Origin of the sequence: Stenotrophomonas sp. Sm6012, from assembly GCF_030985895.1 — a bacterium.
In the GTDB taxonomy this organism is placed as follows: Bacteria; Pseudomonadota; Gammaproteobacteria; order Xanthomonadales; family Xanthomonadaceae; genus Stenotrophomonas; species Stenotrophomonas forensis.
Genome location: NZ_JAPTFX010000013.1, coordinates 15664 through 29799, shown reverse-complemented (window position 1 = coordinate 29799; position 14136 = coordinate 15664). Strand labels below are relative to the sequence as shown.

At 66.8% G+C, this 14136-nt stretch carries 15 protein-coding genes, 1 tRNA gene and 1 pseudogene; 3 read left to right on the top strand and 14 right to left on the bottom strand.

The features are described from left to right. Positions 1-234: 234 nt before the first annotated feature. Both O0J73_RS04415 and O0J73_RS04410 read left to right on the top strand, forming a co-directional pair. Positions 235-594, top strand: a complete 360-nt coding sequence (locus O0J73_RS04415) for a hypothetical protein (RefSeq protein ID WP_197564936.1) — start codon at positions 235-237, stop codon at positions 592-594. A 78-nt stretch (positions 595-672) separates the two neighbouring features. Beyond that, a complete protein-coding gene (locus O0J73_RS04410) occupies positions 673-990 on the top strand; it encodes a hypothetical protein (protein ID WP_197564937.1) in 318 nt (105 codons plus the stop codon). A gap of 75 nt (positions 991-1065) precedes the next feature. Here the strand turns inward: O0J73_RS04410 and O0J73_RS04405 are convergent. Beyond that, positions 1066-1141, bottom strand: a tRNA-Lys gene (locus tag O0J73_RS04405). Positions 1142-1309: 168 nt separating this feature from the next. On the opposite strand from O0J73_RS04405, the pseudogene O0J73_RS04400 reads away from it, so the two are divergent. Continuing rightward, positions 1310-2264, top strand: a pseudogene (locus tag O0J73_RS04400) (DUF2268 domain-containing putative Zn-dependent protease). A gap of 132 nt (positions 2265-2396) precedes the next feature. Here the strand turns inward: O0J73_RS04400 and queC are convergent. The 13 genes from queC to ruvC form a co-directional block, all read right to left on the bottom strand. Next, on the bottom strand, positions 2397-3062 hold the full coding sequence (gene queC / locus O0J73_RS04395) for a 7-cyano-7-deazaguanine synthase QueC (protein ID WP_197606199.1): 666 nt from the start codon (positions 3060-3062) through the stop codon (positions 2397-2399). Positions 3063-3140: 78 nt separating this feature from the next. After that, a complete protein-coding gene (queE, locus tag O0J73_RS04390) occupies positions 3141-3842 on the bottom strand; it encodes a 7-carboxy-7-deazaguanine synthase QueE (RefSeq protein WP_308308092.1) in 702 nt (233 codons plus the stop codon). 184 nt (positions 3843-4026) lie between these two features. Next, positions 4027-4845, bottom strand: a complete 819-nt coding sequence (gene ybgF / locus O0J73_RS04385; RefSeq protein ID WP_308308091.1) for a tol-pal system protein YbgF — start codon at positions 4843-4845, stop codon at positions 4027-4029. Between the two features lie 3 nt (positions 4846-4848). Next, on the bottom strand, positions 4849-5367 hold the full coding sequence (gene pal / locus O0J73_RS04380; RefSeq protein WP_005410748.1) for a peptidoglycan-associated lipoprotein Pal: 519 nt from the start codon (positions 5365-5367) through the stop codon (positions 4849-4851). 63 nt (positions 5368-5430) lie between these two features. Continuing rightward, positions 5431-6750 carry a Tol-Pal system beta propeller repeat protein TolB gene (tolB, locus tag O0J73_RS04375; RefSeq protein ID WP_006438808.1) on the bottom strand — a complete coding sequence of 440 codons (1320 nt, stop codon included), beginning with the start codon at positions 6748-6750 and terminating at the stop codon, positions 5431-5433. Positions 6751-6940: 190 nt separating this feature from the next. After that, a complete protein-coding gene (gene tolA / locus O0J73_RS04370; RefSeq protein WP_197564766.1) occupies positions 6941-7993 on the bottom strand; it encodes a cell envelope integrity protein TolA in 1053 nt (350 codons plus the stop codon). Beyond that, positions 7983-8411 carry a protein TolR gene (tolR, locus tag O0J73_RS04365; protein WP_006438804.1) on the bottom strand — a complete coding sequence of 143 codons (429 nt, stop codon included), beginning with the start codon at positions 8409-8411 and terminating at the stop codon, positions 7983-7985. The genes tolA and tolR overlap by 11 nt, the downstream gene beginning before the upstream one ends. A gap of 24 nt (positions 8412-8435) precedes the next feature. Beyond that, on the bottom strand, positions 8436-9215 hold the full coding sequence (gene tolQ / locus O0J73_RS04360; RefSeq protein WP_006438802.1) for a protein TolQ: 780 nt from the start codon (positions 9213-9215) through the stop codon (positions 8436-8438). A 10-nt stretch (positions 9216-9225) separates the two neighbouring features. Beyond that, a complete protein-coding gene (gene ybgC, locus O0J73_RS04355; RefSeq protein WP_006438800.1) occupies positions 9226-9657 on the bottom strand; it encodes a tol-pal system-associated acyl-CoA thioesterase in 432 nt (143 codons plus the stop codon). Further along, positions 9647-10687, bottom strand: a complete 1041-nt coding sequence (ruvB, locus tag O0J73_RS04350) for a Holliday junction branch migration DNA helicase RuvB (protein WP_008264609.1) — start codon at positions 10685-10687, stop codon at positions 9647-9649. Before ruvB ends, ybgC begins: the two co-directional genes overlap by 11 nt. Before the next feature lie 320 nt (positions 10688-11007). Next, positions 11008-12858: a potassium transporter Kup gene (locus O0J73_RS04345; protein ID WP_168356094.1), complete on the bottom strand. Its 1851-nt coding sequence runs from the start codon at positions 12856-12858 to the stop codon at positions 11008-11010. Positions 12859-12976: 118 nt separating this feature from the next. Beyond that, a complete protein-coding gene (ruvA, locus tag O0J73_RS04340; RefSeq protein ID WP_005410756.1) occupies positions 12977-13570 on the bottom strand; it encodes a Holliday junction branch migration protein RuvA in 594 nt (197 codons plus the stop codon). A gap of 13 nt (positions 13571-13583) precedes the next feature. Continuing rightward, positions 13584-14105 (bottom strand): crossover junction endodeoxyribonuclease RuvC, encoded by a 522-nt coding sequence (gene ruvC / locus O0J73_RS04335; RefSeq protein WP_008268142.1) that lies wholly within the window; start codon positions 14103-14105, stop codon positions 13584-13586. Between the last annotated feature and the right edge of the window lie 31 nt (positions 14106-14136).

The following is a 14136-nucleotide window of genomic DNA, read 5'->3' as shown; positions in this document are numbered from 1 at the left end:
GGGTGGCACCGGGCCTGCAAGCCCGTCATGACATTCACGCTGTTGTTTGCGCTCACCCGTCGGCACCGTCTCCGGACCGTGCCGGTGGGTGATCCGTCGGCCTTTATGGCGGGCGGTGCGTGGGGGTTTTCGGACCCGCCGGTTACTGCGTGATGTCTCCGGGCTTGCAGCCATGCACCGTCCGCCACCCGTCCTGCACGGTGGCGCTATTGCCCAGGAGCCGAGGAATCCGAGATGACCCGACGTCCGCCCCAAGCGCCCTACTGCACCTTCGACAACGTCAATGACGATGACAACCCCACACCGGATCTCAGCACATTCTGGGGATGCCTCAAGCGCATCCGTGATGGCGATGGCGCCGACAGCCTGCCCTGGCCGGAAACCGATCTGCCGCCGGGCCGTGATCAGGCAATGGCACGCGCGGAACGTGCCGCCGTCGGCATGCTGACCGTGGCGGAAATGCTGCACGCTGCCGAACGCTGCCGGTCGATGGCCACGCCCGACCGTCATCTGGATGAAGGCGTTGTCGATGGATTGTTCTTCGCCTGCCGCGGCCTGGCGGAACTGGTATGCCGGGATATCCGCCCGGCGTAGCCGCCGTTGCCCCCATAACCGGTCCATACTTGGGGTGGACTGGTCGCCAGTCCCTTCGAAACCTACAAGGAGGTTTGCATGTTGAATGCCGTGCTCATCGCCGCGCTGGCCGCCAGCCCGGCCGCGCCCGTACCGTATGCCGACTGCCTGCTCGGCAACATCCAGCCCGGGCTGTCTGATCGTGCCGTGCAACTGGTGCAGGAGGCCTGTGCTGCAAAGCATCCGGAGAGCTTCGCCGCAGCGATGGAACTGGAACGCAGAACCCGTGCACAGCGGCAGGCTGACTTCGACGCGGCTCAAGCTGAGGCGGCACGTTCTGCGAATGCGGCAGCAACGGCCGCACAGGAGGCTGCTGACGCGGCGGCGGCTAAAGCGAAGACTGGGCGGACGAAGTAGTTGCCCTGGACTAGCGCAATAGAAAAGGCACCGCATGGCGGTGCCTTTTCGAATGACCTGGGTCATTGATGCAATTGGTGGGCCGTGAAGGATTCGAACCTTCGACCAAAAGATTAAAAGTCTTCTGCTCTACCGACTGAGCTAACGGCCCATTGCACTGCCCCTGCCTTTCGGCGGGGTGGGCATTCTACCCTACTTTGGCAGGTCGCGCGAAACCCCGGTGTGTCGGGGTTGCCGGCCAGCGGCCGGCACTACCAGCGGGCTTAAACCTTTGGGGCCACCGTCGCATCCCATCTGTGACCCTTCCCCGGAGCCATGGATGCGCCTGATCGTCAGCCTGCTTGCCGCCCTGCTGCTGCCCTGCGCGGCCCTGGCCGCCCCGCCCCAGGTCGTCACCGATGATATCGCCCGCTTCTGGGCCACCTTCGACGCGGTGCGCGCCGAGCCCGACGCCGAACGCCAGGTCGCGCTGGTCCAGCAGCGCTACATCGATCCGGGCAGCCCTGGCCTGCATGCGCTGATGCAGGTGCGCCACTACACCGCCCGCGAGTATGCCGAGGCCATGCAGGCGTGGCCGCGCTTCTGGGCATCGGTACGTCCGCTGACCGCCAACGCGCAACAGGCCAGTGCCACGCTGGAGCGCGATCTGGGCGCGTTCCGGGCGCTCTACCCGGCGCTGCGCCCGGCCACCATCACCTACGCAGTGGGCGTGCTTCGCACCGGTGGCACCACACTGGGCAACAAGGTGCTGATCGGAGCGGAGATGGCGCTGGGCGACGAGCGCGTGGACGTGAGCGAGCTGCCGGAGCCGATGCGCAGCCGCCTGCGGATCTTCTACGACAGCCGTCCGGGGGCGAACAACGCGCAGAACAACCTGCACGAGTACGTGCATACCCAGCAGCGCGAAACCACGGGCAGCCTGGCCCAGTACGTGGTGCGCGAAGGCGTGGCGGAGTATGTGGCCGAGCGGCTGAGCGGGCGTCGGCCGGCATTGCCGCTGTACCGCTACGGACCCGCGCATGAGGCTGAAATCCGCACGCGCTTCATCCGAGATGGACGGCGAAGACCTGGACAACTGGCTGTACAACAGCGCCCGCAACCCGTTCGGGGTAGGTGATGTGGGCTACTACGCCGGCTACCGCATCGCGCAGGAATACATGCGACAGCAGGCCGATGAGAAGGCCGGTATCGCGCGGATGATCGAGCTGGACTATGCCGATGCGGGGGCGGTCCGGGCGTTCATCGAGGCATCGGGGTGGTTGCGGCAGCGGTAGCGCCGGGTTGTGCCCTGCGAGTCAGGGAGTGCGAACCAAGGTTCGCACCCACCGAGGAGCCGTTCGCACCCACCATCTTGGAATTCACACCCATCGGGGAAGCCGGCCAGCGGCCGGCACTACCAGAGGCGGTCAGGCGTACAGCGTCGGGTCGGCCACGCCGGCTTCGGCGAAGCCCTGCGCGCGCAGGCGGCAGGCGTCGCAGTGGCCGCAGGCGGCGCCGTTGGCGTCGGCGTTGTAGCAGGACACGGTCAAACCGAAGTCCACGCCCAGGCGCACGCCTTCGCTGACGATCTGGCCCTTGCTGAGGAACTGCAGCGGTGCGTGCACCTGGATGCCCGCGCCTTCCACGCCCGATTTGGTGGCCAGGTTGGCCAGTGCCTGGAACGCGGCCACGAACTCGGGGCGACAGTCCGGGTAGCCGGAGTAGTCCACGGCGTTGACGCCGCAGAAGATGTCGTTGGCGCCGAGCACTTCGGCCCAGCCCAGGGCCAGCGACAGCATGATGGTGTTGCGCGCCGGCACGTAGGTGACCGGGATGCCGGCACCGCCGGCCTCGGGCACGTCGATGTCGTCGGTCAAGGCCGAGCCGCCGATGCTGCGCAGGTCCACGTCCACGGTCTTGTGCGCGACCACGCCCTGCGCCTTGGCCACGCGCGCGGCGGCATCCAGTTCGGAGGTGTGGCGCTGGCCATAGCGCACGCTCAGGGCATGCACGGCGAAGCCCTGTTCCTGGGCCATGGCGATGACGGCGGCTGAATCCATGCCGCCGGAGAGAAGCACGACTGCCTTCTTCATGGGTAAAACATCCGGTTGGGAGGGGAAAGCCAGCACGCTGTCCCGCGCCGGAGCTACATCAGGGGACGCCGCCCAGGCTCATCGGCCGGGCTCGTCGTTCCACAGGATTTTATGCAACTGCATCTGGAAGCGCACCGGCAGCCGGTCTTCGACGATCCAGTCGGCCAGCTGGCGCGCGGTGATCTCGCCCTTGCTGGGCGAGAAGAACACCGTGCAGCGCTTCACCAGGTCGTGCTCGGCCAGCAGGGCCTTGGCCCAGTCGTAGTCTTCGCGGCTGCAGATGACGAACTTGATCTGGTCGCGCGCGGTCAGCAGCGGCAGGTTTTCCCAGCGGTTGCGCGCCACTTCGGCCGAACCCGGGGTCTTGATGTCGACCACGCGCGATACGCGCGGGTCCACAGCACTGACGTCCAGCGCGCCGGAGGTTTCCAGCGAGACGTCCATGCCGGCGTCACACAGCTTCTGCAGCAGCACCAGGCAACGCTTCTGCGCCAGCGGCTCGCCACCGGTCACGCAGACATGGCGCACGCCCTGCGCCAGCACCTCGGCCACGATGTCGTCGATGTCCCACCAGGTGCCGCCGTGGAAGGCATAGGCGGTGTCGCAGTACTGGCAGCGCAGTGGGCAGCCGGTCAGGCGTACGAACACGGTCGGCCAGCCGGCGGTATCGGCTTCGCCCTGCAGCGAGGTGAAGATCTCGGTGATCTTCAGGCGTGGCAGCGGCGACTGCACGATGTCGCTGGGGGTGGCGACGGCATTGGACGGGATAACGGCGGTCATGGCGGGTACGTCTTGGTGGGGCACGTGGCGGGTGGGCTACCGTGGCCGGTAACGAAAGCAGCCGAACATGGCCCGGCTCTACAGCAGCGACCGGGCGGCATGGCCTGGCCGGCGTTTACGGAAACCGGAAACGCAAACAGCCGAGCGGGGGCTCGGCTCTACAGGAAACGTATTGTACGCCGGATCAGCGGATCTGCTTGCCCAGCCGGATCGACTGCAGGCGGTCCTGCGCGGTGCGCGCGGCGTCCGAGCCGGGGTACTGCGCCACGACGGTCTCCAGCGTCTGCTGGGCCTGGTCGACCTTGCCCTCGCCATACTGCGAGAGGCCGACCTTGAGCAGGCCGCCAGCGGCCTTGTCGTGGGTCGGATAGCGCGAGAGCAGTTCACGGAACTGGGTCTCGGCCATCGGGAAATTGCGGGTGGCGTAATAGCTCTCGCCCAGCCAGTACAGCGCGTTCGGCGCGTAGACGCCGTTCGGGTACAGCTGCAGGAAGCTCAGGAACAGCTGCGCCGAATCGTCGTACTTGCCGGCCTTCAGCGATTCGAAGGCCACGTTGTACGAGGTGCGCTCGTCACCGGTGGCGGCCAGGCTGCCGGCATCGCCATGGACCGAAGGCGGCCGCTCGGAAGTGGCCGCCGCTGCGGGGGGTGCCGGGGCCGGGGCGGCCTTCGGTGCAGTCGCCGGAACGGGCGGCAGGGCCGGGGCGGCGTTGCCCCCTTCCAACCGGTTCAGGCGGCTGTCCAGATCCAGGTACTGGTCCTGGGCGGACTGCTTGAGCTGGGCGTTGTCGTGCTGCAACTGCTCGATCGAGGCCTGCAGGCTGGTGACCTGCTGCCGCAGCTGATTGATCTGGTTCAACAGGTCCTGGTTGGCACTGTTGTTGTACATCTGCTGCTCGAGCGCGCCGACACGGTCGGCCAGGCTCTGTCGCTGTGCATGCGCCGGTGCGGCAGCCACGAGGGCTGCCGCAACGACCAGCATCAGTTTGATGCCAATGCGCATGGATTACTGCGCGGTGTAGACGATTTCGACGCGACGGTTCTGCGACCAGCAGGACTCGTTCGACTCGGTGCAGACCGGACGCTCTTCACCGTAGGACACGACGGTCAGCTGCGAAGCCGAGCCACCGTTGGCCTGCAGGGCCGAGTTGACGCCGTTGCCACGACGCTCGCCCAGGGCCTGGTTGTACGCGCGCGAACCGCGCTCGTCGGTGTGGCCCTGCAGGGTGATGCGCGAGGACGGACGGTCACGCAGGTACTTGGCGTGGCACGCCATGATGGCCTGGAATTCCGGCTTCACGTCTTCCTTGTCCAGGTCGAAGTAGACAACGCGCTGGCGCAGGCAAGCGTCGGTGTCCAGGTCGCCCGGGCCGTACAGGCCGGAAGTCGACGGGCCGGTCGGGGTGGTGGTCGAGGTGCCGGTGTCAACCGGGGCTGCCGGCTCTTCCTTCACCTTCTTCGAGCAACCGGCCAGGACGGCCACAGACAGCAGGGAAACAAGCAGAACGCGGGTGGACTTGTTCATGGCGATACCTTTGTGGCTCCTAGGCCGATGAGGGGTTCAAGACAGCAAAATGTTAACACTCTTTTAGCGCTGGGTACGGTATGGGGACCATGCCGGTTCGCGCACATCACCATCGGCCAGGACCAGGCGCTGGCGAACCCGCGCATCGGCCGAAACGGCATACAACACACCACGGCCACCTTCGCGGGCGGCGTACAACACCATGCTTGCGTTGGGCGCGAAGCTCGGCGATTCATCCAGCGAACCCGGGGACAGCGTGCTCCAGCGGGGCGAACCCAGCGAGCTGTCCATCATCGCGATCTTGTAGCTGTTGCCCGAGCCCTGGGCGACGGCGATCTTCTTGCCATCGTAGGACACGGTGGGCTTGGCGTTGTAGTTGCCCTGGAAGGTCACGCGCTCGGCACTGCCGCCGCCCGCACCGACCTTGTAGACCTGCGGACGGCCGCCGCGGTCGGAGGTGAAGTACACCGCGCTGCCGTCCGGTGCCCAGGTCGGCTCGGTGTCGATGGCGAAGTGGTTGGTCAGCTGGGTCAGCTGCTTGCTACCCAGGTCCATCACGTAGATTTCCGGATTACCCGAACGCGACAGGGTCAGGGCCAGCTTGCGGCCGTCCGGCGAGAACGCCGGGGCGCTGTTGATGCCGCGGAAGCTGGTGACCAGCTCGCGTGCGCCGGTAGCGATGTTCTGGATGTAGATCGCCGAGTTGCCACGCTCGAAGCTGACGTAGGCCAGCTTGCCGCCATCCGGGCTCCACGACGGCGACAGCAGCGGCTCGGCCGAACGCACGATGGTCTGCGGGTTGTAGCCATCGGAGTCGGCCACCATCAGCGCATAGCGCATGGCGTCGCCCTTGCCGCTGGCGGTCACGTAGGCGATGCGGGTCCAGAAGGCGCCGCGCACACCGGTGATCTTCTCGTAGATGGCATCGGCCATCTGGTGCGCGACGTCGCGCATGGCATTGCCGCGCGCGGTCATCGCCAGGCCCAGCAGGCGCTCGCCCTTGGGCACGTCGAACAGTTCGTACTCGACGCGGTAGGCGCCGGCACCGGCGTCGAGCACGCGGCCGACCACGATGTAGTTCTGCTTCAGCGCGCGCCAGGTGGCGAACTGGATGTCACCGCCGCGGACCGGCTTTTCGACGATCTGCGCTTCCGGCAGCGTGCGGAACTGGCCGGAGCGCTCGAGGTCGGCGCGGACCACGCCGGCGACGTCGGTCTGCGGCGCAGCCGCCGAACCCTGGTAGGGCATCGGCACGATGGTGATCGGCAGCGCGGAGGCATTGCCGCCGATGATGTCGATATCCAGCCCCTTCTGCTGCGCGACGGCAGCGAAAGGCAGCAACAGGGCCGCAAACACGGCAAGCCAGCGAGGCATCTTTTTCATGGAGCGCTCAATAGGGGGAAACCGGAACGAGGGATAGCAAAGCGGAAGTGAACCGCTTCGCAATCATGAACCAAGGGTACGTGAATTCCGGGTCAGTTCCAGCCCGTGCTCTCACGCACCGTTAACGTCGCGGCCACCTTGATGGTGGCCGGGGCCAGGGGCGACCGGACGGCCGCCCTGCCCCGCCCACTCAATCCTGCGCAGTGAAGGTCAGGTTGAGCGTGCGGTTGAACACCGACTCGAAGCCGCGGTACGGCAGCGGCTGCGCATTGAGCACCGCCGCCTCGATCGAGCGCTTGCCGGCCTCGTCATAGGGACAGTTGGCGCCAACCTTGGCCTGCAGCACCTGGCCACCCGGAATCTGGGTGATCGTCACCTGGCACTTCTGCCCCAGGGGCACGCTGTCCGGACGCGTCCAGGTGTCGCGCACCTTGGCCTGGATGGCCGCAGCGTACTTGGCGGTCAGGTCATCACTGTTGCCGCCGCCACCGGCCGCCGGCTGCGCGGCACCACTGGCGCCGGCAGCGGCCGTACCAGCGGCATTGCGCGCGGCAGCCACCTGGCGCAGCTTCTGCTCAGCCAGCTTGGCTTCCTTCTCGGCCTGCTCACGCTTGGCACGGATCTCGGCGATCTTCTTCTGCTTCTCGGCCTCGGCCTTGTCCGCAGCCTGACGCGCCTGGTCGGCCAGCTTCTTCTTGGCATCTTCTTCCTGCTGCTTGGCCAGGCGCAGCTTCTGCTCCGCTTCTTCCTGGCGCTTGCGTTCGGTCAGGTCGATCTGCTCCTGGCGGCGCTTGGCTTCCTGTTCCTGCTTGGCCTTCTCCTGCGAGATGGCCAGCGCGTTGGCTGCTTCCTGGTCCTTGGTATCAGGCTGCGCGACTCGCTCCTGCGCCTGTTGCTGCTGGGGCGTCGGGGCGTCCTGCGGGCGCGGTTCGGGAATGGGCTGCGGCGGCGGCACGGTGTCTTCCGGCACCGGGATCGGCTCAGCGACCGGCGGCGGCAGGTCTTCCAGCTTCTCGGACTGGCGCAGGGCCTGGCGCGCGGCAGATGCTTCGGACGCGGACAGCGCCAGGCTGGCCTCGACCGACGGGTCGCCGGCAGCGGCATCGGTGTTGCGCTCGGGCGACCACAGCCAGGCGCCGATGAAGACCAGCGCGACCAGCAGATGCACCAGCACCGCCAGCGCCAGGGGCAGGCCCCAGCCGGGTTCGCGCTGATGCGAAGGTGGCAGGGCGTCAGCGTGCATCGGTGGCCAGGCCTACCTTGTCTACCTTGGCGCGCTTGATCACATCCATCGCGGCGATGACCTTTTCATAGGCCACGGCACGGTCGGCGGCGACGATCACGCGCACGCCCTTGTCCTGGGCGGCGATGCCGGCCAGGCGCCCTTCCAGTTCCTCGGCCGACACCGCGGCCGGTTCCTTGGCGTCGGGCAGCTTCAGGCTGAGCTGGCCGTCCTGGCGCACCGAGACGATCACCGGGTCCTGCTTGCTTTCCAGCGCCTTGGCGTTGGACTGCGGCAGGTCGACGTCGAAGCTCAGGGTGAGCAGCGGCGCGGTGACCATGAAGATGATCAGCAGCACCAGCATGACGTCGATGTAGGGAACGACGTTGATTTCCGATTTCAGCTTGCGGCGCTTGCGGCGACCGATGGCAGCGGACATGGCTTGGACTCCCGGGTCAGGCGCTTACTCGTCGCCAGCGCTCTGGCGCTGCAGGATGGAGCTGAACTCTTCGGCGAAGGTCTCGAACCGCACCGACATGCGCTCGACGCGGGTGGTGAAGCGGTTGTAGGCCCACACCGCCGGAATCGCCACGAACAGGCCGATGGCGGTCGCAAAGAGTGCTTCGGAAATACCCGGCGCAACGGCGGCAATGCCGGCCTGCGCGCCGCTGCTGATCATGTCGTGCATGGTCACCATGATGCCGAACACGGTACCGACCAGGCCCACGTACGGGGCGGTCGAACCGATGTTGGCCAGCAGTTCCAGGTTGCGCTCGAGCTGGTCCACTTCGCGGGTGTAGGTGGTGCGCATGGCACGCTGCGCGCCTTCCAGCTGCGCACGGCCATCCAGCCGGCGCTTGTCGCGCAGGCGGGTGTACTCGCGGAAGCCGGCTTCGAAGATCGCCTCCAGGCCGCCGACGTTGCGGCTGCGGTCGGTGGCCGAGCTGTACAGCTTGCCGAGGTCGGCACCGGACCAGAAACGGTTCTCGAACTCGTCGGCTTCGCGGGTGGCCTGCTTGAACACGCGGGCCTTGCGGAAAATGATCACCCAGCTGACGAACGAGCCGACCAGCAGCAGCAGCACGATGATCTTCACCGGCAGGCTGGCCTTGGCCATCAGTTCGAGGTAGTTGATGCCGCCGCCGGTGGTGGCCTGGGCAAGGGTCTGTGTCGCGGCGTTGCTGACGTCGGCCGGCAATGCCTCGGTGACCGTGGCCTGCAGGGCCAGGAGCGTTGCGATCATCCGTTGTTCCTCAGTGTTCGGATTCGGGGTGGAGGTGGGGTTGCAGCACCGCAAGGACGGATTCGTCCATGCCGCGCGGGCGGAAACTGGCCGCTTCCAGTGCGGCGATGCGAACCTGGGCCGACAGCAGCAGCTCGCCGTCGCGCAGGATCTGCTGGTCGAAGACCATGCTGGCCTTCTTCAGCTGGACCAGCGTGGCGCTCACCTGCAGGGTGTCATCCAGCCGTGCCGGCCTGATGAAATCCATCTGCATCGAGCGCACCGCGAAGACCATGCCGTGCTCGGCGCGCATGCGCTCCTGGCCGTAGCCCAGCGCACGCATCCATTCGGTCCGGGCCCGTTCCATGAAGGCCACGTAGCGGGCGTGGTAGACCACCCCGCCAGCGTCCGTATCTTCCCAGTAAATGCGTGTCGGCCAACTGAATCGCGGCTCAACCGACATCGGGAACCTCCGCGAACAGGTCCTGCGGCGGGTTCTTCGGCTTCAGGCCCATGTGCCGGTAGGCCTTGTGGGTGGCCATGCGGCCGCGCGCGGTGCGCACCAGGAAGCCCTGCTGGATCAGGTAGGGTTCGACCACGTCTTCCAGCGTGCCGCGCTCTTCGGACAGCGCCGCGGCCAGCGATTCGATACCGACCGGGCCGCCATCGAAGTAATCGACCATGGTCTTCAGCAGGCGCCGATCCAGCTCGTCGAAGCCCTCCGGGTCAACCTTCAGCATCTGCATCGCGGCCTGCGCAACAGCTTCGTCGATGTGGCCACCGGCCTTGACCTGGGCATAGTCGCGCACGCGGCGCAGCAGGCGGTTGGCGATACGCGGCGTGCCACGCGCGCGACGCGCGATCTCGCCGGCACCATCGGCGGTGCAGTCGATGCCGAGGATGCTGGCCGAGCGGCGCACGATCCGGGTCAGCTCTTCGACACTGTAGAACTCCAGGCGCTGGACGATGCCGAAGCGGTCGCGCAGCGGCGCGGTCAGCAGGCCGGCGCGGGTGGTGGCGCCGATCAGGGTGAACGGCGGCAGGTCGATCTTGATCGAACGGGCCGCGGGGCCCTCGCCGATCATGATGTCGATCTGGAAATCTTCCATCGCCGGGTACAGCACTTCTTCGACCACCGGCGACAGGCGATGGATCTCGTCGATGAACAGCACATCGTGTGGCTGCAGGTTGGTCAGCAGCGCGGCCAGGTCGCCGGCCTTCTCGATCACCGGGCCGGAGGTCACCCGCAGCGCCACGCCCAGCTCGTTGGCGATGACGTGGCTGAGGGTGGTCTTGCCCAGGCCGGGCGGCCCGAAGATCAGCACGTGGTCCAGCGCGTCGCCACGACCCTTGGCCGCCTGGATGTAGATTTCCATCTGCTCGCGCACCGGCACCTGGCCGAGGTAGTCGGCTAGCCGCTTGGGGCGGATGCTGGCGTCGGCGGCGTCATCCTCGCGGGTGGCGCCGGCGCCGATGATGCGGTCGTCGGTCATGTGCTGATTATGCGGCAAAAGTACGGGTTTCGGCCGGGCTGCGCCCGGCACCCGCTAACGGCAACGTCAACTTCAGAAGCCGGTTTCCTGGGGAATGGCGGGGTGGGTCCGGTTGCGGGGACGCCGTAAACCCGTCCATGGGGGCTCAGCCGCGCCATCCATGGCGCGGATGCCCCGCAACCGGACCCACCCCGCCTTCGACAGTTTCCTGCGATCTGCGGAAACGGCGTCCTGCTCTGGTGGGTGTCGACCTTGGTCGACACGGTAGATCCACGCCATGCGTGGATGGAAGCATGGCGGTATCGAGGAAGGAAGAGGCCCTAGATCTCCACCTGGGCGCCCAGTTCCACCAATCTGTTGCCCGGAATCCGGAAGAAGCCCGTCGCCGGCGCGGCGTTGCGATGCATCAGCGCGAACAGCTTGTCGCGCCAGATCGGCATGCCGCGGTTGGCGGTGGCGACGATGGTCTCGCGGCTGGCGAAGAAGGTGGTGTCCATCGGGTCGAAGTAGATGCCACCGTGGTCGCACGAGCGCATCAGCGCCAGTGGCACGTCTGGGGTCTCCATGAAGCCGAAGCGCACGTAGACCCGGTAGAACTCGTCGCCCACCGATTCGATCTTCAGCCGCTGCCCTTCCATCGCATACGGGATCGGCAGGGTTTCCACGTGCAGGAACACGTTGCGCTCGTGCAGCACCTTGTTGTGCTTGAGGTTGTGCATCAGCGCGTGCGGGGCCACGGTCGGGTCGGCGGTGAGGAACACCGCGGTGCCCGGCACGCGCACCGGCGGCGCCAGCATCAGGCCCGGCAGGAAGGTATCCAGGCGGATGCCGTCCTTGCGGATCTCATCGCGCAGCAGCTCGCGGCCACGGCGCCAGGTGCGCATCATGGTGAACAGGAAGATGCCCAGCACCACCGGGAACCAGGCGCCCTGCAGCAGCTTGGCGCCGTTGGCGATGACGAAGCCGAGGTCGATGATGAAGAACACCACGCACAGCGGCAGGATCCAGTTGCGCGCCTTCGGCCACAGCGAACGCGCCACCAGCGCCAGCAGCAGGGTATCGATCAGCATGGTGGCCGATACCGAGATGCCGTAGGCCACGGCCAGGTTCGACGAGCTGCGGAACGCCAGCACCAGGCCGATCACCATCACCGCGATGCCCCAGTTGATGCCCGGGATGTAGATCTGGCCAATGGTGTCGTGCGAGGTGTGCTTGATGCGCATGCGCGGGATGTAACCCAGCTGCATGGCCTGGCGCGAGACCGAGAACGCACCGGTGATGACCGACTGCGAGGCGATCACCGCCGCCATCGTGGCCAGGATGATCATCGGGTACAGCGCCCACGGCGGCACCGCCTCGAAGAACGGGTTCTTCAGCGCCTCGGGGTGGTTGAGCACCAGTGCGCCCTGCCCCAGGTAGTTCAGCACCAGGCACGGCAGCACGAAGAAGTACCAGGCATGGCGAATGGGCTTGGCGCCGAAGTGGCCCATGTCGGCATACAGCGCCTCGCCACCGGTCACCGCCAGCACCACCGCACCCAGGATGAAGATGCCATGCCAGCTGTGCTCCATGAAGAAGCGGATCGCCCACCACGGGTTGAAGGCCTTGAGCACTTCCGGCGCGTCTACGATGTTGTAGATGCCGATCGCGGCCAGCGAAATGAACCAGACCGAGGTGATCGGGCCGAACGCCTTGCCGATCTTCTCGGTGCCGAAGCGCTGCGCGGCGAACACCATCAGCAGCACCACCACCGTGATCGGCACGATGAAGGCATGCAGTCCGGGCGCGGCCACCTCCAGGCCTTCAACCGCACCCAGCACCGAGATCGCCGGGGTGATCACACCGTCGCCGAAGAACAGCGAGGCGCCGAAAATGCCGAGGATGCCGACCACATAGGCCGAGCGCGACCCGTTGCGCAATGTGCGCTGGGTCAACGCCATCAGCGCCATGATGCCGCCTTCGCCGTCGTTGTCGGCGCGCATGATGATGGTCACGTACTTCAACGTGACCACGATGTTCAGCGCCCAGAACGCCAGCGACAGCACGCCCAGCACGGTGTCATGGTCGCTGTTGAGCCCGTAGTGCGGCGAGAACGCCTCCTTCAGGGTGTACAGCGGGCTGGTACCGATATCGCCGAAGACCACGCCGATCGCACCGATGATCAGCGCCATGCCTCCCGCGGGAGGGGCGTGACCGTGGCCACCGGGGGCGGCTGCGTGCGGGGTTTGACTGCTGGACATGGGACTCCTGGCGGGGCTCAGGCGGTTCGTTGGGGGAAAGGAAGGCGGCTCAGCGCAGCGCCGACTGCAGCGCCTTGCGGATCACGGTCGCCACTTCGTCGCCTTCATTGAAGGCATCACGGGCCATGCGCGCCGCTTCGGCCGGTTTGTAGCCCAGCTGCTGCAGGGCCACGGTGGCGTCGGACAACGGATCGGCCGGGGCCGGGCCACTGCCGGTGGGCAACGCGCCGCCTGCGCCGAACTGGGCCGCGCGGTCGCGCAGTTCCAGCACCATGCGCTCGGCGGTCTTCTTGCCGATGCCCGGAATGCGGGTCAGCGCGGTGATGTCACCGGCCTGGACCATGCGCGCGAACTCCTCGACGGTCACCCCGGACAGCACGGCCAGCGCGATCTTCGCGCCGATGCCACTGACCTTCTGCACGTCGCGGAACAGGCGCCGCTCGCCCTCGCGCAGGAAGCCGTACAGCGAGACGCTGTCTTCCTTCTGCGAATAATGGGTATACAGGGTGACCTCGCGGCCGAGCTCGGGCAGGTCGTAGAAGGTGCTCATCGGCGCCTCCAGCTCGTAGCCCACCCCGTTCACGTCCACCACCAGCCACGGCGGCGCCTTGTAGGCGACGATGCCGCGCAGTCGACCGATCATTGCGTGCAGCTCCTCATTTGCGGCCCCACGCCTGGCGGGCGCTGAGCCCCAGGCGGTTGGCCGTTGCCCTTACGTGGGCATGGGTGATCGCCACCGCCAACGCGTCGGCCGCGTCGGCCTGCAGCTTGGTTTTCAGGTTGAGCATGAGCCCGACCATGTGTTGAACCTGTTGCTTTTCGGCGCCACCGCGACCGACCACCGCCAGCTTGATCTCGCTGGCAGCATATTCGTGCACCGGCAGGTCACGCAGTACCACGGCGGAAATCGCCGCGCCACGGGCCTGGCCCAGCTTCAGCGCCGAATCGGGGTTGCGGGCCATGAAGACCTTTTCGATGGCCACTTCGTTGGGCTGGTATTCCCGGCACAGGTCGGCCAGGCCCAGCACCAGCAGTTTCATGCGCTGCGGGAAGTCGTCGGCGCCCAGCAGCACCAGCGGCTGGTGGTGCACATGGCTGACGCGGCCGGCGGCGTCGACATCGATGATGCCGACCCCGGTCCGCTGCGAACCGGGGTCGATGCCGAGGATGCGGGTCATGCCGCACTCCTGGCGGGACGGAACGGGAAGC

Bases quoted from the DNA above. Each gene is read 5' to 3' on its own strand.
- queE (WP_308308092.1), bottom strand. From the start codon at position 3,842: ATGACCGCCGTTATCCCGTCCAATGCCGTCGCCACCCCCAGCGACATC.
- O0J73_RS04410 (WP_197564937.1), top strand. From the start codon at position 673: ATGTTGAATGCCGTGCTCATCGCCGCGCTGGCCGCCAGCCCGGCCGCG.
- O0J73_RS04345 (WP_168356094.1), bottom strand. From the start codon at position 12,858: ATGGCGCTGATCATCGGTGCGATCGGCGTGGTCTTCGGCGATATCGGT.
- O0J73_RS04415 (WP_197564936.1), top strand. From the start codon at position 235: ATGACCCGACGTCCGCCCCAAGCGCCCTACTGCACCTTCGACAACGTC.
- queC (WP_197606199.1), bottom strand. From the start codon at position 3,062: ATGAAGAAGGCAGTCGTGCTTCTCTCCGGCGGCATGGATTCAGCCGCC.
- ybgF (WP_308308091.1), bottom strand. From the start codon at position 4,845: ATGCGCATTGGCATCAAACTGATGCTGGTCGTTGCGGCAGCCCTCGTG.
- ybgC (WP_006438800.1), bottom strand. From the start codon at position 9,657: ATGTCGGTTGAGCCGCGATTCAGTTGGCCGACACGCATTTACTGGGAA.
- tolQ (WP_006438802.1), bottom strand. From the start codon at position 9,215: ATGATCGCAACGCTCCTGGCCCTGCAGGCCACGGTCACCGAGGCATTG.
- pal (WP_005410748.1), bottom strand. From the start codon at position 5,367: ATGAACAAGTCCACCCGCGTTCTGCTTGTTTCCCTGCTGTCTGTGGCC.
- ruvC (WP_008268142.1), bottom strand. From the start codon at position 14,105: ATGACCCGCATCCTCGGCATCGACCCCGGTTCGCAGCGGACCGGGGTC.
- tolA (WP_197564766.1), bottom strand. From the start codon at position 7,993: ATGCACGCTGACGCCCTGCCACCTTCGCATCAGCGCGAACCCGGCTGG.
- ruvB (WP_008264609.1), bottom strand. From the start codon at position 10,687: ATGACCGACGACCGCATCATCGGCGCCGGCGCCACCCGCGAGGATGAC.
- tolB (WP_006438808.1), bottom strand. From the start codon at position 6,750: ATGAAAAAGATGCCTCGCTGGCTTGCCGTGTTTGCGGCCCTGTTGCTG.
- tolR (WP_006438804.1), bottom strand. From the start codon at position 8,411: ATGTCCGCTGCCATCGGTCGCCGCAAGCGCCGCAAGCTGAAATCGGAA.
- ruvA (WP_005410756.1), bottom strand. From the start codon at position 13,570: ATGATCGGTCGACTGCGCGGCATCGTCGCCTACAAGGCGCCGCCGTGG.